Below are 19,404 nucleotides of genomic sequence, written 5' to 3'. Positions count from 1 at the left end.
AGGTGCGGGGTCATGGCTAGACTGACGATGAAGAGACCGGTCGCCCCGGTGTCGGTTTGCCGACGCCGGGGACCAGGTCGGTCTCGAGAACGGGAACACCACGAACCAACCACGAGAATCAATCACGAGAACCAATGGAGGGCTCATGACCACGGACAACCTTTCCCGGGCGCGCATCATCTCGGTCGGCGGGCACACCCCGCAGGTCGATCCCGGTGCTTTCATCGCCGCCGGTGCCACCTTGGTGGGCAATGTCGTCGTGAAGAAGGGCGCCAGCGTCTTCTACGGGTGTGTGCTGCGGGCAGAGACCGCTCCGATCACCATCGGCGAGGATACGAACGTGCAGGACAACACCGTGATGCACACCGACGAAGGCAAGCCCGTCGTCATCGGGTCCCGGGTCTCGGTGGGCCACCAGGCGCTGGTTCATGGAGCAGAAGTCGACGACGACGTCCTCATCGGCATGCATGCCACGGTCCTCAATGATGCCCACGTCGGCGCCGAGTCGCTCGTGGCTGCCGGCGCCATCGTCCTCGAGGGCACCGAGATTCCTCCGCGGTCGCTGGTCGCCGGGGTTCCGGCCAAGGTGCGTCGGGAGATGAACGACGAGGGCGTCGAGAAGGTGCGCCAGAACGCCCGGTCCTACCTGCGTCTCTCGGCCCTCCATCGGGACACGGCCGAGGTCCTCGACGACCTCTGACCCACGGTCTCGGCTCACAAGGACAGGGGGCGGAGCAGGGACCTGGAGCCGACGCGTCGCAGCCCCGCGCGACGGCGGATCATTCGCCCTGTCGTCTGCTATTTGAGAGGATTGCTCTGTGAACACTGATTTTGAATCCACTGCAGATCGAGTCGTCATCATCGGCGGTGGACCAGGCGGGTACGAAGCCGCACTGGTCGCTGCCCAACTGGGTGCCGACGTCATGCTCATCGAGCGCAACCGCTGCGGTGGGGCGGCTGTCCTCACCGATGTGGTTCCGTCGAAATCACTCATCGCCACGGCTGAGATGATGGATGAGATCACCCGGTCCGACGGGCTGGGCATCCGCATCTACGACAGCGAGGGCGATGACAGCGAGACCGTCGTGGCTGACCTCGAGGCTGTCAACAAGCGCATCCTCGCCCTGGCCGACGCCCAGGCCAATGACATCTACGCCTCATTGGTCCGCTCAGGCGTCAAGGTGATCCAGGGAACCGCGACCCTGGCCGACCGTGACCATGTCGACGTCGTCGAGGACGGAGGCACCGAGTACACGCTCGAGGCCTCGACGATTCTGCTGTCTGTGGGGTCGCACCCGCGTGAACTCGACTCGGCGAAGCCGGACGGCGAACGCATCCTCACGTGGACTCAGCTCTACGATCTCGATGAGCTGCCCGAGCACCTGATCGTCGTCGGGTCCGGTGTCACGGGAGCTGAGTTCGCCTCGGCATATTGCGCGCTGGGCACCGACGTCACTCTCGTCTCGTCCCGCAACAAGGTGCTGCCCGGTCAGGACGAGGACGCCGCCGATGTGCTCGAGTTCGTCTTCCGCAATAAGGGAATGAACGTCCTCTCCCGTTCTCGTGCCGACTCGGTCACTCGGACGGAGAACGGCGTCGAGGTGACCCTGTCCGACGGCCGCCGGGTCGAAGGCTCACACTGCCTCATGGCGGTCGGCTCCATCCCGAACACCGAGGAGCTGGGGTTGGAGGCCGCGAAGATCAAGGTCAGAGACTCCGGGCATATCAAGGTCGACGGCGTCTCCCGCACATCACGCTCGGGCGTCTATGCGGCCGGCGACTGCACCGGCGTGCTCCCACTGGCATCGGTAGCCGCGATGCAGGGGCGAATCGCGATGTTCCATGCCCTCGGTGATGCCGTGCAGCCCCTCAAGCTGCGTCATGTCGCATCGAACGTGTTCACGGCCCCGGAGATTGCGACCGTCGGTTTCACCCAGCAGGACTACCGGGAGAACTCGACGGACATCGACACGGTGATGCTGCCGCTGGACACAAATCCGCGCGCCAAGATGCTGGGCATCAAGGACGGCTTCGTCAAGCTCTTCGCCCGTCGAGGTTCGGGCTCGATCCTGGGTGGCGTCGTCGTCGGTCCCCGGGCCAGCGAACTCATCCTGCCGATCACGATGGCCGTGGAGAACCGTCTGACCGTCGATCAGCTCTCCGCCTCGTTCGTCGTCTACCCGTCCGTGAGCGGATCGCTGACCGAAGCGTCACGGCAGCTGCACCGCCACCTGTAGAAAAGTTTTCCGACCCAACTGTCGATATCGCTCTCGCTCACCCGTCAGTATAGTGTCAAGCGCCTTCGCTTGACGTGACCAGCACAGGCTGGCCACACCTGACGCAAGGAGAGAGAAATGAAATACGCACTTCTGCTCATGGGAAATGTCGCCGATGCCGAATGCGGTGCTGATGAGGGTCCGGATCCCAGTGATTTCATGGCCTTCGACCAGGAGATCAACGAGGCCGGAATCGTCGTCGGAGGATTCGCCCTCGACGGGGCCGAGAACGGTGTGAGGGTCAGCAATACGGGCACCGACGCGGTCGTGACATCGGGTCCGTTCGCTGAGAGCGGGGAATTCGTCGGCGGCAGCTACGTCATCGACGTCACCGATATCGATGAAGCGATCGCCTGGGCGAAGAAGAGTCCGGGCGCCTCGTTCGGGCACATCGAGATTCGGCCGGTGGCCGATTACTGATGGACTCCGACGCCGACCCGCAGGCGACCGCCCGACTCCTCCACACAATCGATGTGGAGGATGGCGGGCGTCTGCTGGCGGCTCTGGCGAACAGATTCCACGACCTCGATCTCGCCGAGGATGCTCTCCAGGAGGCCTTGGCCAGAGCCCTTGAGACGTGGACCGAACGGGGTGTGCCGAGCAACCCTCAGGCCTGGCTGATGACCGCGGCGAAGCATCGGGCACTCGACGTCCTCCGATCTGATGCCGTCAGAGCACGCCGGCTCGCCCGACTCAGAATCGAGTCCGCTTCCAGCGGCGGTGATCACATCGACCATGCGGACCGCCTCGGCGAGGAGCTGAGCACCGCGAGCATACCGGACGAACGCCTGGGTCTGTTCTTCACTTGCTCCCACCCGACGTTGGAGGAGCGCGAGAGGATTGCCCTCATCCTGCGCTGTCTGGCCGGTCTGAGCACGGTCGAGGTCGCGGCTGTCTTCCTCGTCGGCACGGCGACGATGCAGCAGCGGATCGTCAGGGCCAAGAGGCGGATCTCGGCGACGGGGATCCCCTTCGGCGCGCCCACTCACGAGCAGCTGCCCGAGCGTCTGCCCGGCGTCCTGCGCGTCGTCTACCTCATCTTCACCCAGGGATTCATTCCCACGGGTGGAGGCGAGCACAATCGGACCGATCTGCAGGAGGAGGCGGTGCGGTTGGCGCGTCTGCTCGTCGGTCTCCTGCCCGATGAGACCGAGGCCAGGGGACTGCTGTCGCTGCTCCTGCTCACGCAGGCGCGCGCAGGGGCACGCACCGACACCGATGGGACACCGGTGCCCTTGGCCGAGCAGGACCGAAGGCTGTGGGATTCGATGCTCATCGCCGAAGGGCTCGGACTGGCGCTCACCGCCGCGGGGGAAGCAGGGGCAGGCCCCTACACCGTGCAGGCGACGATAGCGGCACTGCACGCCGAGGCAGCGACCTACGCGGAAACGGACTGGAAGCAGATCCTGGCGCTCTACGGCATCCTCGCACGAATGGACCCGAGCCCCGTGGTGGCATTGAATCGGGCCGTCGCGACCGGGAAGGCGAAGGGGCCGAGGGCCGGGCTCGCCGCCCTTGACCACCTGATGACGGACCCGTGGCTGGAAGGATACCGTCCCTTCCACATCGCACGGGCCATCACGCTGCGGGAGTCAGGGATGCCCAGCGACGCCGAGGCGGCTTTCCGACAGGCTCTGGAGTGCCCGGGAAACGACGCGGAGTCGGATTACATCGAAACCCGGATCAGGGAACTCTTCACCTGAACCGGACTCCCTCCGGCCTCAGGCGGCGAAGCGGACGATCGGCTCTCCCGACCGCACGGAGGTGCCGGTGTCGACGAGCACTTCGGAGACCGTGCCGGAATGACCGGCTTTGAGAGGCTGCTCCATCTTCATCGCCTCGATCACGGCCAGGGTGTCGCCGGCCTCGACGGTGTCACCGGCGGAGACGGCTACGGACACGATCGTGCCCTGCATCGGAGCATTGAGCGAGTTCGAGTCGTCGGCCAGCTGCGCACCTCTGCGGCTGAGGCTGCGCTTTCGCCGCGGCACACTCGGGCTGGGAACATGTCCCAGGTCGGAGATGACGTCCTTGGGGACCGAAACGGTCATCCGGCGGCCATCGACCTCGACCACCACACTGAAGCTGTCGGTTGCTGTGCTCATGTGATCTCCTGATTGCGGTTCGGCGAGTGGATTGACGAAGGTGGTCTCGAGCCAGTCGGTCCAGACCTCGAAGTCTTCGGCGAAGGCCTTCTCTGCGACGAGTACGCGGTGGAGGGGGAGCAGGGTCGATACCCCCTCGATGCGATATTCGTCCAGGGCACGCCGAGCGCGCGCCAGCGCCTGGTTCCGGTCGGCTCCTGTGATGATGAGTTTGGCGAGCATCGGGTCGAAGTCGGTTCCGACGACGCTGCCCTCGCCGATTCCCGAGTCCAGGCGCACGCCGGGCCCCGCAGGAGCACGGTGGTTCTTCACGGTGCCGGTGGCAGGAAAGTAGGTGCTCGGGTCTTCGGCATTGATCCGGAACTGGATCGAGTGACCGCGCACCGGAGGGAAGGATTCCGGCAGCTGGCCTCCCGACGCGATCCGCAGCTGCCAGGCCACCAGGTCGACTCCTGTGACCTCTTCGGTCACGGTGTGCTCGACCTGGATCCGCGCGTTGGCCTCCATGAAGATGATCGTCCCGTCGGTGCCGAGGAGGAACTCACATGTGGCTGCGCCGACATACCCGACATGAGCCAGAATCCGGACGGAGGCTTCGGAGACGATGCGCTCCTGTTCGGTGCTGAGGAACGGCGCCGGCGCTTCTTCGACGATCTTCTGGTTCCGACGCTGCAGGGTGCAGTCACGGGTGGAGAGGACCCGCACATCGCCGTGGGCGTCGGCCAGGCACTGGGTCTCGATGTGGCGGGGCCGCACGATCTGCTTCTCTATGAGGCATTCGCCGCGTCCGAAGGCGCTCTGCGCCTCACGGGTCGCAGCGGTGTAGGCGCCCTCGAGGTCATCGGCCGAGGCACAGGCGCGGAAACCGCGTCCACCGCCTCCGTGGACGGCCTTGATGACGATGGGATAGCCGACCCGCTGGGCCACCTCAGCGGCCTCCGCCAGATCCGCGACGGCACCGTCGGACCCGGGGGCGACGGGAGCGGAGACGTCCTCGGCGACCTCACGTGCTCCGGACTTGTCTCCGAGGAGCTCGATCGCCGACGGGGGAGGGCCGATCCAGGTGAGCTCGGCATCGATGACCGCCTGAGCGAACAATGCGTTCTCGGCCAGATAGCCGTACCCGGGGTGGATCGCATCGGCTCCCGAGCGCTTCGCCAGGGCGAGGATCTTGTCGATGTCGAGGTAGGTCTCCCCGGGGCCGTTGCCGTCGAGGAGCCAGGCGTCATCGGCGAGGCTGACGAAATCGGCATCCGAATCCGCACGCGTGTAGATGGCGACGGCCTTGACTCCCAGGTCGTGGGCCGCGCGGATGATGCGCAGGGCGATCTCACCGCGATTGGCGATGAGGACGCGGCGCACGGCAGCCGTGGGGACACTGGTGTGCAACGGTGCTGTCGACGGTACGGGGAGAACTGTGGTCATGACGCTCCTTTGTATGATCACAGAACAATTTAGAGATCGACACCAAGCGTTTGTCGATAAGCGACAAAAACTTCGGCAGGAAACTTCAAAGGTATCGGGCGTGTCCGCTCGCCCTGATCGATTCTACTCGCGTGGAGACCACAGATCGGGCCAGAACAGGCCCGCCTCTCGAACGAGATCACGGACCACCGGCAGGCTGAGCCCGAGAACGGTGAGATGGTCGCCCTCGAGACGATCGACGAACGCTCCGCCATAGCCGTCGATCGTCAGGGCACCCGCGACGTGGAAGGGCTCCTCGGTCGCGATGTAGGCCTCGAGCTCCTCGGGCGTCGGCGTCCCGATGAGCACCGAAGTCGTCGAGCGCTTGGATCGGATGTCGACGAGCTCGAGGTTCGCCGACGGCCCGTCGGTGCGCTGGAGAACGGCCAGCGTGTGCCCCGAGTGCAGAGAGGTCCAGTCGCCGGCGATGGACGCCCAGACCTCACGGGTGCGTTCGGCGGTGCCCGGTTTACCGATCGGCCGACCGGCGTGTTCGAGCAGTGAGTCCCCGGCGAGGACGACGACTGTGTCTGCCTCGTCCAGCGTCGGCGGCGGCGAGGTGAGAGTCCGGTCGACGACCGCGCGAGCCTTGGCCTCCGACAGGTTCGTGGTGAGATCGGCGACCGTGCCGGAGAAGGCGGTTTCGATCGCGTGCTCGTCGACCTTCGAGACGACGATGAGGGGATCGATGCCGGATGCTGTGAGGATCTGTCTGCGGGCAGGCGACTGCGAGGCCAGGACGACCGGGATCACGAGGCGCCCTCGGTCTCCAGGGCGGCTGAGTGCCCGGACTCTGTTTCGGCGCCGGGTGCAAGACCTGTCTCGGGCCCGGGTGCAAGATCGGTTCTGCGGGCGCTTTCCCCCTTTTCGGGGATGTCGAGGCTGCGGTCGACCTCGACCGGGGCTTCGATGCGATCGGCGATTGCGGCCAGGACGGTCGAGGACAGCTGCGCGTAGCCGAGGGTGCTGGGGAAGCGGCCGGACTCGTTGAGCAGGGACTTCCTGGTGGTCCCGGTCAGCGCACCGGTCGCCCGCAGCGGCGTGGCGCGGGAGGACAGCGCGGCCAGCCACTGTGATCCGGCAAGCACCCGCGAAGTCCGACGCAGGGAGGTCTTGAGCGGATCCCGCAGACCCGGCAGGCCGCCGAGGTTGGGGCAGACGAGGACGAACACCGTGTACCGCCCTTCGCGCTGCAGACGATTGATCGCCTGAGTGAGTACGGGGATGCCGATGGTCCCGTGGATGGGGTGGATGATGTCGCCGGTGCCGATGGAGATGATCGCGAACCGGCGTTCATCGGTCCAGGACTCGGAGAGCTGACGGGACAGCCACGCGGAGCGCAGGATCTCGTCGACCTGGCGCGGCAGATCCTCCGACAGCGCCGAAGGCCGCGCAGTGGATTGGACCCGAACGGTAGTGCCGAGGATGCGCCCGAGCCCTCGTGCGATGAGGTTCGGAGGAGCCGAAGCGGGGTCCTCGACGTCGATTCCGCACAGCCAGGAATCGCCGATGATCGCAAGCGTGGCGGAGTCCTCATCGTCGTGATTGCGTGGGGGAGCGACCGCCTCGGCGAAGGTGGAATACGAACGCTGGGCGTCATCGTCGAACGCTCTGCGCAGAGCACCGGCCTGATGACGGAGGAGACCGACGGCCGATGCTCCGACACCCAGGGCCGTTCCGGTCATGGTGGCCAGGGTGTACAACATGCGCTTTCCCACGAAATTCCCTCCTTTTAGCGTCATCATTGCACTGATACGAGTCCCGCAACAACTATTGTTGAGTCATGTCCGACAATGAGAAGAAGCAATCCCCGAGCCGCTTCCGTGGTGCCTGGAACGCGTTCCGCAGGGGTCGTGAAGACAGCCGCCCCGAGACCTCCGACCAGACTGAGCCCAAACGGCACGCCAGCGCCGAGGAGATCGCACACAGCCGCATCGAAGCCGAAGCGGTGCCGTATGTCTCACCCGGCCTCAAACTCGCCGCCGCCTGGTCCTGGCGTTCGATTGTGGTGCTCGTCGCCATCGGCGTCGCCTTCTGGCTGCTGGCGAAGATCTCGAGCGTCGTCCTGCCGGTGCTCATCGCCCTTCTGCTCGCCGCGCTCCTGGCGCCGTTCACGAACTGGATGGCCAAGAGGGGCGTGCCGCGAGTGGTCGCCGCTCTCATCGCCTTCCTCGGATTCCTCATCATCGTCTCCGGTCTCTTCACCCTCGTCGGGCAGCAGATCTATTCCGGGATGCCGGACCTCGTCGATCAGGTGATCGCAGGCGTGTCGGGAATCAGCGATTGGTTGGCCACGAGGCCCTTCGGCCTCGACTCCACGACGCTCTCGGGCTACATGAAAGAATCGATCGATGCCGCGACGAACTTCTTCCAGAACAACAGCTCCCAACTGCTCGGCGGCGCCTGGCAGGCGACTTCATCGGTCGGCACCTTCCTCACAGGCGCAGCGGTGTGCCTGTTCGCGACCTTCTTCTTCCTCTACGACGGTGAGAAGATCTTCCGCTGGGCGATGCGCCTGCTGCCCCTCCCCGCTCAGCCCATCGCCACCGGAGCTTCGGAGCGCGGATGGACCACGCTCGTCCAGTACGTGCGTGTGCAGGTCCTCGTGGCGGCCGTCGACGCCATCGGCATCGGCATCGGTGCCGCGTTCCTCGGCATGCCGCTGGTCATCCCGATGACGGTGCTCGTGTTCCTGGCCTCGTTCGTCCCCGTCGTCGGTGCGATCGCCTCGGGCGTCGTGGCCGTGCTCGTCGCACTGGTCTCGAACGGACTGGTCAGCGCCATCATCATGCTGGCCGTGGTCATCGGCGTCCAGCAGATCGAGAGCCAGATCCTGCAGCCCTTCCTCATGGGCAAGGCCGTCTCGGTCCATCCTCTGGCAGTGATCCTGGCGGTGACCGGCGGCGGTTTCCTGTTCGGCATCGTCGGCGCCCTGTTCGCGGTCCCGATGGTCGCTGTCCTCAATACGGTCGTCACCTACGTCTCGCGGGCCAAGGGGCCGCACGGCTCGGACGACGAGGACGCGGACGAAGCCTCGGCCGTGCTGGAGCGAGCCAAGGGGAAACTCGACACCGCCATCGACGAATCGGCGGTCGAGGAGTCCGATGACTCCGCGGAGCGGGGCAGACCGGATTGATTCCGGCGCAGTGAATGACGAAGTGGGCGGGTGATGATCACCCGCCCACTTCGTCATTCATGGCTGCGACTTCGCCCCGCGCGGGGCTGGAGGATCAGCCGGAGAACGGTTCGATGTCCTTGACCTCGACCGTGATCTCCTTGCCGTTGGGCGCCTCGTAGCTCGTCTTCTCGCCGACGGAGACGCCGATCACGGCGTCACCCAACGGGGACTTCTCCGAGAAGACGTCGATGTCCGAATCGCCGGCGATCTCACGACTGCCCAGCAGGAAGCGCATCTCGTTTCCGGCGACCTTCGCGGTCACGACGGAGCCGGGGGACACGGTCTTGCCGTCGCTGTCGCTGGACCCGACCTTCGCGGAACGCAGCAGCACCTCGAGCTGGCGGATGCGTGCCTCCTGCTTGCCCTGTTCCTCGCGCGCCGCGTGGTAGCCGCCGTTCTCCTTCAAGTCACCCTCGTCCCGGGCGGCTTCGATCTTCTCAGCAATCTCTGCCCGTCCCGGTCCGGAGAGGTGTTCAAGTTCCTGCGACAGTCGGTCGAAGGCTTCCTGGGTCAACCATGTCTCTTCCTGAGTGACATCCTCGGTCATGACTTCTCCTTCTTCGGTTCGGTGCACTGACAGGCGCGTCAGGCAACGAAAAACCGGGCGTTGGGTACGCCCGGATGTTGAATGAACCTACAGTCTAACGCATCTGCACGCGAAAACGATGATCTCTGTCACGCGTGTCTACATCCGTTGTCGCCGCCGGGCTGTTCCGCCGGGCATCGTGTCGCCGGTGCAGCCTATTCGAACCAACAGGAATCGGCGTGGCCGGACGCGGCGAGCTGAGTCGTGGCCAGGTCGATGTTCATCTTCTTGGGGGAGTGGGGGTCTGCGTCCGAGTCGGCGGGCAGAGTGACCTCGGTGAAGCCGACCACGGCCTCGTACTCGTTCGTCGCCTGGACGATGCAGTGAACATCTCGATCCCGGTCGGGAAATAATGCCACTGTGACCTGTGTTGACGAAGAGTCGACAACTGAATAATCGAGGGTCTTGGGAGTCGTGGGGGTGGTCTGCGGGCGGAAGGCCACGAACGCAATCGCGACGATCAGGGCAGCGATGATGACTCCGGCGATGATCTTGGCGTTGCGACCCAGACGCCGTTTGGGTTCGCGGATCCGACCGTATCGATCATCGTGCAGTGGTCTGTCCACTGTTACCTCAGTCATTGAATTCCTCATCTACGTACATCGCGCACTAATCTAGAGTAGTCGATCCGTCTCCTGCGATCATTTCAGCCATCGTGCAGGAAGCGGAACGTCACCAGGCTGAATCGAAAGGGACATACGAAACATGACTTCGCTTCCGTACCATGGACTGCGTCTGCTGACGGTGCACGCTCATCCGGACGACGAATCCTCGAAAGGTGCGGCCACGAGCGCGAAGTACGCCTCCCTCGGGGCGCGTGTCCTCATCGCCTCCATGACCGGTGGCGAAGCCGGAGACATCCTCAACCCGGCACTTCTGCAGAGCCCGAAGGCCACCCGCGACATCGCGGGCCTGCGCCGCGAGGAGATGGCGACGGCCGCGGCCGCCCTCGGCGCCGAGCACGTGTGGGTCGGTCACGTCGATTCGGGTCTGCCGGACGGAGACTTCGACAATCAGACCCCTCCCGGATGTTTCTACCGTGTGCCCGATGAGGTCGCCATGCTGCCGCTGGTCCACATCATCCGCACCTTCCGCCCGCAGGTCGTGACGACCTATGACGAACTGGGCGGCTACCCCCATCCCGATCACATCAAGAACCATGCCGTGACCATGGCTGCGGTCGATGTCGCCGGCGATCCGGATCGGTACCCGGAACTCGGCGAACCCTGGCGCGTCGAGAAGGTCTACTACAATCAGGACCTGTCGGCGAAGAAGTGGGTGACGATCCACGAGAAGATGACCGAAGCCGGCCTCGAATCTCCCTTCGCCGACCACATCGAGGACTTCAAGAAGCGCGATGCGCAGCGAGTGAACTGGTTGAGCACGCGGATCGACTGCGGAGAGTTCTTCGCCTCCCGTGACCGTGCACTCCTGTCCCATGCCACTCAGATCGACCCCGAGGGGGGATTCTTCTCGGCTTCGCGGAAGGCCGCGAGAACGTACTGGCCGACAGAGGAGTTCGAGCTCGCGATCGACAACACCGGTCGGACTCCGCTCACGCCCGGCGTCGACTTCCAAGAGACCGATCTCTTCGCTTCGGTGACCATGGACGACGGCCGCAAGGTGCCTGCTCAGGGCATGCTGCCTGCGGCACCCGACAACGACGACGAGGGAGCGGCAGGTGAGAGCGCATGATTCTGGCAGCGGCGCAGGGTGCGACTCCGAGCGAAGGGCCCGATCCCGACCTCGTGACCCCGGGTACGATCGGCTTCTTGGCGACCCTGCTGATCGTCATCATCGTCGTCTTCCTCATCCGTGACGCTCTCAGGCGAGTGCGTCGAGTCCGTGCACGCTCTCAGGCCGATGACGCCTATCCGATCCCGCTGCGCAAGCACGCGGTGCCCAATCAGTCGAAGCTCTCGGGGGAGTCCGCGCAGAGCGGCGAAAAGACGTCGACGACATCCGAAACCGATGCCTCCGGCGCCCAGCCGGCCGAGTCCGACGCCTCCGGGTCTGTGCCCGACGACTCCGAGCAGACCGGACGGGCCCGGTCGCAGGACTGAGTCGACCCGGTCAGTAGGCGGCCACCGCCGCGACGAGGAGGGCCGCGAGGTGGCAGCCGTAGCCTCCGATGGTCAGGATATGGAAGATCTCATGGAAGCCGAGCCATTTCGGTGACGGATTCGGTTTCTTGATCCCGTAGATCACTGCTCCGGCGATGTAGAAGATACCGCCGGTCACTACGAGGATGCCCACGGCGGGGTAGCTCGCCCAGATCTGGGGGATGTATCCGACGCCTGCGATGCCGAAGCCCACGTAGATGGGAACGAAGAGCCACCTCGGCGCGGTTGTGAAGATGGTGCGGAAGGCGGCTCCCAGGATCGCCGCGCCCCAAAGCACGGACAGCAGGAGGATCGTCTGGTCCGGACGCAGGGTGAGCACGGCCAGAGGCGTATAGGTTCCCGCGGTGATGAGGAAGATGTTGGCGTGGTCGAGCCGTCGCAGAATCAGTCGGGCCCGCGTCCGCCAGCGACCGCGATGGTAGACGGCGGAGGTTCCGAAGAGCAGCATGCCTGTGACGGCGAAGATCGCTGCGGCGATCCGGGACTCGATCGTGGGTGAGATGATGACGAGCGCCAGGCCCCCGAGCATTGCGAGGGGAAAGGCAAAGGCGTGGAACCAACCACGCAGTTTGGGCTTGACCTGCCCGGCCAGTTTGCTCAGCTCGCGCCTCAGTGCGGAGCGCCTGCGGGCGATGTGGACAGGGTAGCTCGCGCGCGGTTCCGCAATCGGTTCGGAGTCGACTGACCTCTGACCTTCGGAACCGGCTGAGGATGGTTCAGTGACTGATGCATTCATGGTCTCAGGATATCGACCTCAGCTGAGGGATCATTCAAAGTGCTGTGAAATGGTGATGACAGCGATACGGGCCTGAGGCTTCGGGACGCCGCAGGCAACACGGGGTCGTCGGGATAGTACTCTGTATGGTGTTCGGACCGACCGGCAGATGAATGTGTGAAAGAGGACAGTGTGGCGCGACCGGTGAGCCTGCTCTACCGACTCTATGAGCGGCGACTCCTGCGCGAGCTCGACAAATCGGTTCCAGTGCCGCGGCACGTGGGCGTCATCACCGACGGGAACCGGCGCTGGGCGAAGGAGTTCGGGGCCACCACTGCCGACGGCCATCGCGCCGGCGCCGAGAAGATCGTCGAGTTCCTGGGCTGGTGCGATGAGATCGACGTCGACATCGTCACGCTCTACGTCCTGTCCAAGGAGAACCTTGCCAGGTCCGCCGAGGAGGTCGCTGTCCTCATCGAGATCATCTCCGACCTCGTCGAGAAGATCGCAGCCCTCAAAGGCGTTCGGGTCCAACTGGTCGGTGACCTCGACATCCTGCCTCCGGGTCTGCGGGCCCGGCTGGAAGCGGTCACGTCGGTGGGAGACTGTGCGATGCGCGTCAACGTCGCCGTCGGCTACGGGGGACGACAGGAGATCGTCAATGCCGTGAAGTCGCTGCTGCGCACACGCACCGACGACGGCACCGACCTGGAGACGATCATCTCCGAACTCTCACCGCAGCAGATCGGCGAGCATCTCTACACCAAAGGGCAGCCGGACCCCGATCTCATCATCCGCTCCTCGGGCGAGCAGCGGCTGTCGGGCTTCCTCATGTGGCAGAGCGCCTACTCGGAGTTCTACTTCTGCGAAGCGTACTGGCCGGATTTCCGGCGCACGGACTTCCTGCGCGCGGTTCGCGACTACGGACTGCGGCAGCGACGCTTCGGCAAATAGATTCACCGCTGTCGGCCATTCACACGAAGTTCACGGCGACGACTTCCCCGGACGCGCGTGCCGTTGCCCACGGCACGCTGTTTGCGGGTTAGGTTGGCAGTAGTTGGTCGACACCAACCCGAGATCGGGGGATGTCAGGACTCGGATCTCGGCGGTACTCACGCCACAGGGGTCCTCATGACCGCACATGTTCACACCTACGTTCTCGACACCTCGGTGCTTCTGTCCGATCCGGGTGCTTTGTTGAGGTTCGCAGAACACCATCTCGTCATTCCGCTGGTCGTCGTCTCGGAGCTGGAAGCCAAACGCAACCATTCGGAGCTCGGCTTCACTGCACGCAAAGCCCTCCACATCCTCGACGACTTCCGTTCCGACTACGACCGGCTCGACGAGCCGATCCCCGTCGGAAATTCCGGTGGGACGCTGCGGGTCGAGCTCAACCACGTCGACGCATCGACGATGCCGATCGGCTTCGACCGCACGGAGAATGACACGCGCATCCTCGCGGTCGCCAGGAATCTCGCCGCCGAAGGCCATGATGTGGTGGTCGTGACCAAAGATGTGCCGATGCGCGTGAAGGCGTCGGCGCTGGGGCTCCAGGCCGAGGAGTACTTGGCCGAACTCGCCACGGAATCGGGTTTCACCGGTATGAGCGAGCTGTCACTCGACGAGGAGGAGATGTCAGAGTTCTACGACCAGGGATGGGCGCGGACTTCGGCCGTGGCCGATGAGATCGTCAACACCGGAGTCGTCATCACCTCACCGCGTGGTTCGGCGCTCGGCCGTGTCCGGTCCGGCAACAGGGTGTCTCTGGTGCGCGGTGATCGGGACATCTTCGGCGTTCACGGACGGTCTGCCGAGCAGCGAGTGGCCATCGATATGCTCCTCGACGATGCGCTGGGAATCGTGTCCATGGGAGGGCGAGCCGGAACGGGGAAGTCCGCACTCGCTCTCATGGCGGGATTGCAGAAGGTGCTCGAGGAGAACAAGCACTCGAAGATCATGGTCTTCCGCCCGCTCTACGCCGTCGGCGGCCAGAACCTCGGATACCTGCCGGGCAGCGAGGGCGAGAAGATGAACCCCTGGGGCGAGGCGGTCTTCGACACCCTCGGAGCGCTGGTCAGCAAGAACGTCATCGACGAGGTGGTCGACCGGGGCCTGCTCGAGGTGCTTCCCCTCACCCACATCCGGGGCAGGTCTCTGCACGACGCGTTCGTCATCGTCGATGAGGCGCAGTCCCTGGAGCGCAATGTGCTGCTGACCGTGCTCTCACGCATCGGCATGAATTCGAAGGTAGTGCTCACACACGATGTGGCTCAGCGCGACAACCTCCGAGTGTCTCGCCACGACGGTGTCGCGGCGGTGATCGAGAAGCTCAAGGGACACGACCTCTTCGCCCATGTGACGCTGACCAGGTCGGAGCGCTCGGAGATCGCGGCGCTGGTCACCGATGTGCTCGAGGAGTTCGATCCCTTCCGTTCCTGACCCCCGCGCCATCGGCGAGAGCGAAAGGGCCCGGTCGCAGGATGATATCTCCTGCGACCGGGCCCTTCTCCGGTGAGTCTTACCTGTAGTCACCGATCATCGTGGTGACATCGAGCGCCTTGTCGAGGTCAGCCTCGGAGATGGAACCGTCCGAGACGAAGCCGAGGTCGATCGTGGCTTCCTTGACCGTCATCTTGTTGGCTACGGCGTGCTTGGCGATCTTCGCCGCCGATTCGTAGCCGATGACCTTGTTCAGCGGCGTCACGATGGAGGGGCTCGCCTCGGCGAGGAAGCGGGCACGTTCCTCATTGGCCTGGAGCCCGTCGATCATCTTCTCCGCCATCACCGTCGACGAGTTCGCGAGCAGGCGGATGGATTCGAGCAGGTTCGAGGCCATGACGGGGATGCCGACGTTGAGTTCGAAGGCGCCGTTGGTCGAGGACAGCGCCACTGTCGTGTCGTTGCCGACGACCTGCGCCGCGACCTGGATCGTGGCCTCGCAGATGACGGGGTTGACCTTGCCGGGCATGATCGAGGATCCGGGCTGCAGATCCGGAATGGCGATTTCGCCGAGGCCGGTATTCGGTCCCGAGCCCATCCATCGCAGATCGTTGCAGATCTTCATGTAGCCGTAGGCGATCGTGCGCAGCTGGCCCGAGGCCTCGATGAGCCCGTCGCGGTTGGCCTGCGCCTCGAAGTGATTGCGTGCCTCGGTGATGGGAAGGTCGGTCTCGTCGGCGAGCAGCGAGATGACGCGCCCGGAGAACCCATCCGGCGTGTTGATGCCGGTGCCGACGGCCGTCCCGCCCTGAGGTACCTCGGCCACGCGCGGCAGGGAGGCCAGGATGCGTTCGACGCCGTGGCGGACCTGCGCGGCGTAACCGCCGAATTCCTGACCCAAGGTCACGGGAGTCGCATCCATGAGGTGGGTACGACCGGACTTGACGACCGAGGAGAACTCCTCGGCCTTCTTCTCCAGCGAGGACGCCAGCGTCTCCATTGCCGGGACCAATGTGTTGACCAGGGCTTTGGTGACGGCGACGTGGACAGAGGTGGGGAAGACGTCGTTCGAGGACTGCGAGGCGTTGACATGGTCATTGGGGTGAACGTCGATGCCCTTGGCTTCGAGCGCCTGGCTCGCCAGGGAAGCGAGAACCTCATTGGTGTTCATGTTCGACGAGGTGCCCGACCCGGTCTGGAACACGTCGATGGGGAAGTGCGCATCGTATTCACCGGCGATGACGGAGTCGGCGGCGGTCTGGATGGCTTCGGCCCGGTCGGAGTCGAGGACGCCGAGTTCGTGATTGGCCTTCGCCGCGGCCTTCTTCACCTGTGCCAAGGCGGCGATGTGCGCCGACTCGAGAGTCTTGCCCGAGATCGGGAAGTTCTGCACTGCGCGCTGAGTCTGTGCGCTGTACAGGGCATCTTTGGGAACCTTGACCTCTCCCATGGTGTCGTGCTCGATGCGGAATTCTTCGCTCATGGTTGTCCTTTCCGACATGGTGTGTCTGGGGGTGTCTGTCACTGTGTCTGTGGTTGCCGCGGGAGGCGTGCCGGTGTCGGCCGAATCGGGCCGGGCTCGGGCGGCCTCGATTCAGGAGGCGTAGGTCGAGACCGCGTCCTCATCGCCTCCGTGCTGTGCGACGACCGTGGTCCGGCCGTCGTGGAGCTGGTAGGTCAGCCCGACGATGATGAGGCGGCCCTCGTCGACCGCGCGGGAGATGATGGCTGAGAGCTGCATGATCTTCTCGACAGTGTCCATCGTGTTCTGGGCGACGGTCGCATTGACGGTCGTGCGGTCGTTCTTCCGGGCTCTGGCCACGGTGGGCAGGATCCGCGCCACGACGTCGGAGATGAATCCCGGGGGCGTCTCTCCGGAGTCGTAGGAGTCGTATGCGGCAGTCACCGCTCCGCAGCTGTCGTGACCGAGCACGACCAGCAGCGGTGTGCCGAGGATCTCGACGCCGTACTCGAGTGACCCGAGCGTCACGGGATCGACGACCTGTCCGGCGTTGCGGACGACGAACATGTCGCCGAGGCCGACGTCGAAGATCATCTCCGCCGCGACTCGCGAGTCGGAGCAGCCGAAGAGCGAGACGAACGGTGTCTGGGTATTCGACAGCGCCTCACGACGGGCAGTGTCCTGGTTCGGATGGTGCGGGGTATCCTCGACGAATCGACGGTTGCCTTCCAACAGACGGTTCCATGCCTGATTGGGCATCAGCGAACTACCTACTTCCGGTTGACGAGGCCAAGGGGCCGAAATCGGCGGAATCCGAATTCGACCGCGATCGGCCGTGGCTATCAGAGGGCTGGACTCAGATGAGCCCGCGGCGGGCAGCCTCCTCAGCGGCTTCCACGTACGAATGGGTCTTCGCTGCCTGATGTTCGGCGAAGACGGAGCGCACGGTCCCGGACTTCGAGCGCATCACCAGTGAGTGAGTGGTGACGTGGCCGCCGTCGAACTTCACTCCGTGGAGCAGGTCGCCGTTGGTGATGCCCGTGGCCACGAAATAGCTGTTGTCGCCGGTGACGAGGTCGTCGGTGTTGAGCACTTGGTCGATGTCGAGTCCGGCCGCGGCTGCGGCTTCGCGTTCGGAGTCGTCCTGTGGCCACAGCCGGCCCTGGATGACGCCGCCCAGCGCCTTGATCGCGCATGCGGTGATGATGCCTTCGGGAGTGCCGCCGATGCCCATGAGCATGTCGACTCCGGTTCCGGGGCGGCAGGCGGCGATGGCACCGGCGACATCGCCGTCGGAGATGAGCTGGATGCGGGCTCCTGCGGCGCGGATCTCATCGATCATCTTCTGGTGGCGCGGGCGGTCGAGGATCATCACGGTGACAGAGGCCGGATCGTTCGTGCCCTTGCCCTTGGCGACACGGCGGATGTTCTCCGCAATGGGCAGGCGCAGATCGACAGCGTCGGCGGCAGCGGGGCCGGTGACGAGCTTCTCCATGTAGAACACTGCTGACGGGTCGTACATGGCACCGTCTTCGGTGACGGCCATGACCGAGATCGCATTCGGCATGCCGAGAGCAGTGAGGCGAGTTCCGTCGATCGGATCGACGGCGACATCGCAGTGGGGGCCTTCACCGTCGCCGATCTGCTCACCGTTGAAGAGCATCGGCGCCTCATCCTTCTCGCCTTCGCCGATGACGACTCGTCCGGCCATGCGGACGGTGGAGATGACATTGCGCATCGCTGCGACCGCCGCTCCATCGGCGGCGTTCTTGTCGCCGCGGCCGACCCATGGGGCAGCGGCGATGGCGGCCGCCTCGGTGACTCTGACGAGCTCGAGTGCAAGGTTGCGGTCGGGAGCGTCGGCTCCGACCTGCGCCTTCTGGGACCAGATATCCGTCACGGCAACGGGAGGAGCCTCGGCGTCCACTCGGCCACGGTCATGATGAGATTTCACGTCAGCAGATTCATTGGGGTCGCTCATGAGTCCAATTGTGCCACCCCGCACGTTCGGCGCGAACATCGGGACGAATCCGAGTCGTCGCGGCGTCCTGCCGCATAGCCCTGCGCCCAGGATTGGCCCTCGGAGCCAACCACGAGGACAATAGCGATGTGAATGTCCAATCCGATACCGACGTTGTGGGAACGCAGGCGCCTGTGACAGACGCGGATGCCCGTACCAAGGGAGAGCCAATGGCCGACGAGTCCGGAGTGATGCTCCCGGGATCCAGGGAAGAGATGCGCTTCCTGCGGAAGAACTCGAATTGGGTCAATATGATCATTGCGATTCTGGCCTGCCTTGCCGTCGTCGTGGTGGTTCTGCTGATCGCTCCGCAACCCGAGGTCGACTCCGAACGCGTGGTCGACTATCAGGCGATCGCGGAACAGTCCCAGGACAGCGCCGACTTCGACCTCGTCGTGCCCGAGATTCCGAGCGGGTGGACCTCCAATGAGGCGGGTCTGGACCGCGTGGGCGATTCCGACTACGTCTCCTGGTACATGTCCTTCGTCGGCACGGAACGCCAATGGGTGAGCATCGATCAGGCCAAGGCAAGCGAGAACTGGGCAGAGAACCAGGTCGACGAGGCGGTTGCTGCGGAGACAGTGACCGTCGGCGGTTCCGACTTCCAGATCTATCGCACCGAAGACGCCAAGGAATACTGGGTGACCGGAAAAGGCGACACGTTCGTCGTCATCACCGCGATCGCAACTCCTGAGGCCATCAACTCATTCGCCCAGCAGGTGGCAGAGCAGCTGAACTGACTCAGCTGACGATCGTGTCACTCCTCGTCATCTGAGGATTCGTCTCGTGCCTGATCGAGACGTTCGCGTGCGCCATCGAGCCAGCCCTGGCACCGATCGGCCAGGGCTTCGCCCCGCTCCCACATGCTCAGTGACTCTTCGAGGGGCAGGTTGCCCGCCTCGAGGCGTTTGACGATTCCGACCAGCTCTTCACGAGCCTGCTCATAGCTGAGAGAGCTGATGTCGGCTTGGTTCTGCTGGGTTGCTGGCTCTGTCATGATTGCGTCCTTAGTGAGATTGATCGAGTATGTCTGGGT

General features: G+C 64.5%; 20 protein-coding genes. 10 read left to right on the top strand and 10 right to left on the bottom strand.

Annotated features, from left to right (window positions below; genetic code table 11):
* The first annotated feature begins 145 nt into the window (after positions 1 to 145).
* The 4 genes from BKA07_RS14680 (at position 146) to BKA07_RS14665 (ending at position 3,979) form a co-directional block, all read left to right on the top strand.
* Positions 146 to 700 carry a gamma carbonic anhydrase family protein gene (locus BKA07_RS14680; protein WP_167951542.1) on the top strand — a complete coding sequence of 185 codons (555 nt, stop codon included), beginning with the start codon at positions 146 to 148 and terminating at the stop codon, positions 698 to 700.
* Positions 701 to 818: 118 nt separating this feature from the next.
* On the top strand, positions 819 to 2,237 hold the full coding sequence (locus BKA07_RS14675; RefSeq protein ID WP_167951541.1) for an NAD(P)H-quinone dehydrogenase: 1,419 nt from the start codon (positions 819 to 821) through the stop codon (positions 2,235 to 2,237).
* 117 nt (positions 2,238 to 2,354) lie between these two features.
* On the top strand, positions 2,355 to 2,696 hold the full coding sequence (locus tag BKA07_RS14670) for a YciI family protein (RefSeq protein ID WP_167951540.1): 342 nt from the start codon (positions 2,355 to 2,357) through the stop codon (positions 2,694 to 2,696).
* A complete protein-coding gene (locus BKA07_RS14665) occupies positions 2,696 to 3,979 on the top strand; it encodes an RNA polymerase sigma factor (protein WP_167951539.1) in 1,284 nt (427 codons plus the stop codon). The genes BKA07_RS14670 and BKA07_RS14665 overlap by 1 nt, the downstream gene beginning before the upstream one ends.
* Positions 3,980 to 3,997: 18 nt before the next feature.
* Here BKA07_RS14665 and BKA07_RS14660 read toward each other — a convergent pair whose 3' ends face one another.
* The 3 genes from BKA07_RS14660 to BKA07_RS14650 all read right to left on the bottom strand — a co-directional run bounded on the left by BKA07_RS14660 (position 3,998) and on the right by BKA07_RS14650 (position 7,563).
* Positions 3,998 to 5,806 (bottom strand): acetyl/propionyl/methylcrotonyl-CoA carboxylase subunit alpha, encoded by a 1,809-nt coding sequence (locus BKA07_RS14660; RefSeq protein ID WP_167951538.1) that lies wholly within the window; start codon positions 5,804 to 5,806, stop codon positions 3,998 to 4,000.
* 123 nt (positions 5,807 to 5,929) lie between these two features.
* Complete coding sequence (locus BKA07_RS14655; protein WP_167951537.1) at positions 5,930 to 6,598, bottom strand: Maf family protein; 669 nt, start codon at positions 6,596 to 6,598, stop codon at positions 5,930 to 5,932.
* Entirely contained in the window at positions 6,595 to 7,563 is a 969-nt protein-coding gene (locus tag BKA07_RS14650; RefSeq protein ID WP_342449084.1) for an SGNH/GDSL hydrolase family protein, read from the bottom strand. Before BKA07_RS14650 ends, BKA07_RS14655 begins: the two co-directional genes overlap by 4 nt.
* A 65-nt stretch (positions 7,564 to 7,628) precedes the next feature.
* On the opposite strand from BKA07_RS14650, the gene BKA07_RS14645 reads away from it, so the two are divergent.
* Positions 7,629 to 8,981, top strand: coding sequence for an AI-2E family transporter (locus tag BKA07_RS14645; RefSeq protein ID WP_167951536.1), 1,353 nt, complete (start codon positions 7,629 to 7,631; stop codon positions 8,979 to 8,981).
* Between the two features lie 94 nt (positions 8,982 to 9,075).
* Here the strand turns inward: BKA07_RS14645 and greA are convergent, their stop codons facing one another.
* Both greA and BKA07_RS14635 read right to left on the bottom strand, forming a co-directional pair.
* Positions 9,076 to 9,570, bottom strand: a complete 495-nt coding sequence (gene greA, locus BKA07_RS14640; protein WP_167951535.1) for a transcription elongation factor GreA — start codon at positions 9,568 to 9,570, stop codon at positions 9,076 to 9,078.
* Between the two features lie 194 nt (positions 9,571 to 9,764).
* Positions 9,765 to 10,190: a DUF4307 domain-containing protein gene (locus tag BKA07_RS14635; protein WP_209043986.1), complete on the bottom strand. Its 426-nt coding sequence runs from the start codon at positions 10,188 to 10,190 to the stop codon at positions 9,765 to 9,767.
* Positions 10,191 to 10,314: 124 nt separating this feature from the next.
* Between BKA07_RS14635 and mca the strand changes: the two genes are divergently transcribed.
* Both mca and BKA07_RS14625 read left to right on the top strand, forming a co-directional pair.
* Positions 10,315 to 11,304: a mycothiol conjugate amidase Mca gene (gene mca / locus BKA07_RS14630; protein ID WP_167951534.1), complete on the top strand. Its 990-nt coding sequence runs from the start codon at positions 10,315 to 10,317 to the stop codon at positions 11,302 to 11,304.
* Positions 11,301 to 11,672, top strand: a complete 372-nt coding sequence (locus tag BKA07_RS14625) for a hypothetical protein (RefSeq protein WP_245161964.1) — start codon at positions 11,301 to 11,303, stop codon at positions 11,670 to 11,672. Before mca ends, BKA07_RS14625 begins: the two co-directional genes overlap by 4 nt.
* A gap of 10 nt (positions 11,673 to 11,682) precedes the next feature.
* Here the strand turns inward: BKA07_RS14625 and trhA are convergent, their stop codons facing one another.
* Positions 11,683 to 12,468, bottom strand: a complete 786-nt coding sequence (gene trhA / locus BKA07_RS14620) for a PAQR family membrane homeostasis protein TrhA (protein ID WP_167951533.1) — start codon at positions 12,466 to 12,468, stop codon at positions 11,683 to 11,685.
* 171 nt (positions 12,469 to 12,639) lie between these two features.
* Here trhA and BKA07_RS14615 point away from each other — a divergent pair, with 171 nt between their 5' ends.
* The gene (locus tag BKA07_RS14615; RefSeq protein WP_167953258.1) at positions 12,640 to 13,401 is read left to right on the top strand and encodes an isoprenyl transferase; all 762 of its coding nucleotides are present in this window, start codon (positions 12,640 to 12,642) and stop codon (positions 13,399 to 13,401) included.
* 177 nt (positions 13,402 to 13,578) lie between these two features.
* The gene (gene phoH2, locus BKA07_RS14610; protein WP_167951532.1) at positions 13,579 to 14,886 is read left to right on the top strand and encodes an RNA 5'-3' helicase PhoH2; all 1,308 of its coding nucleotides are present in this window, start codon (positions 13,579 to 13,581) and stop codon (positions 14,884 to 14,886) included.
* 79 nt (positions 14,887 to 14,965) lie between these two features.
* Here the strand turns inward: phoH2 and BKA07_RS14605 are convergent, their stop codons facing one another.
* The 3 genes from BKA07_RS14605 to glpX all read right to left on the bottom strand — a co-directional run bounded on the left by BKA07_RS14605 (position 14,966) and on the right by glpX (position 18,329).
* Entirely contained in the window at positions 14,966 to 16,369 is a 1,404-nt protein-coding gene (locus BKA07_RS14605) for a class II fumarate hydratase (RefSeq protein ID WP_245161963.1), read from the bottom strand.
* A gap of 111 nt (positions 16,370 to 16,480) precedes the next feature.
* Positions 16,481 to 17,107 carry a carbonic anhydrase gene (locus tag BKA07_RS14600; protein WP_167951530.1) on the bottom strand — a complete coding sequence of 209 codons (627 nt, stop codon included), beginning with the start codon at positions 17,105 to 17,107 and terminating at the stop codon, positions 16,481 to 16,483.
* 97 nt (positions 17,108 to 17,204) lie between these two features.
* Positions 17,205 to 18,329: a class II fructose-bisphosphatase gene (gene glpX, locus BKA07_RS14595; protein ID WP_167951529.1), complete on the bottom strand. Its 1,125-nt coding sequence runs from the start codon at positions 18,327 to 18,329 to the stop codon at positions 17,205 to 17,207.
* Between the two features lie 209 nt (positions 18,330 to 18,538).
* Here glpX and BKA07_RS14590 point away from each other — a divergent pair, with 209 nt between their 5' ends.
* Positions 18,539 to 19,108: a DUF4245 family protein gene (locus tag BKA07_RS14590; RefSeq protein WP_245161962.1), complete on the top strand. Its 570-nt coding sequence runs from the start codon at positions 18,539 to 18,541 to the stop codon at positions 19,106 to 19,108.
* 17 nt (positions 19,109 to 19,125) lie between these two features.
* Here BKA07_RS14590 and BKA07_RS14585 read toward each other — a convergent pair whose 3' ends face one another.
* Positions 19,126 to 19,365, bottom strand: a complete 240-nt coding sequence (locus BKA07_RS14585) for an exodeoxyribonuclease VII small subunit (RefSeq protein WP_167951527.1) — start codon at positions 19,363 to 19,365, stop codon at positions 19,126 to 19,128.
* Positions 19,366 to 19,404 lie beyond the last annotated feature (39 nt).

The sequence above is a fragment of the Brevibacterium marinum genome (genome assembly GCF_011927955.1).
GTDB classification, from domain to species: domain Bacteria; phylum Actinomycetota; class Actinomycetes; order Actinomycetales; family Brevibacteriaceae; genus Brevibacterium; species Brevibacterium marinum.
This window is presented reverse-complemented; position numbering and strand designations above follow the sequence as displayed.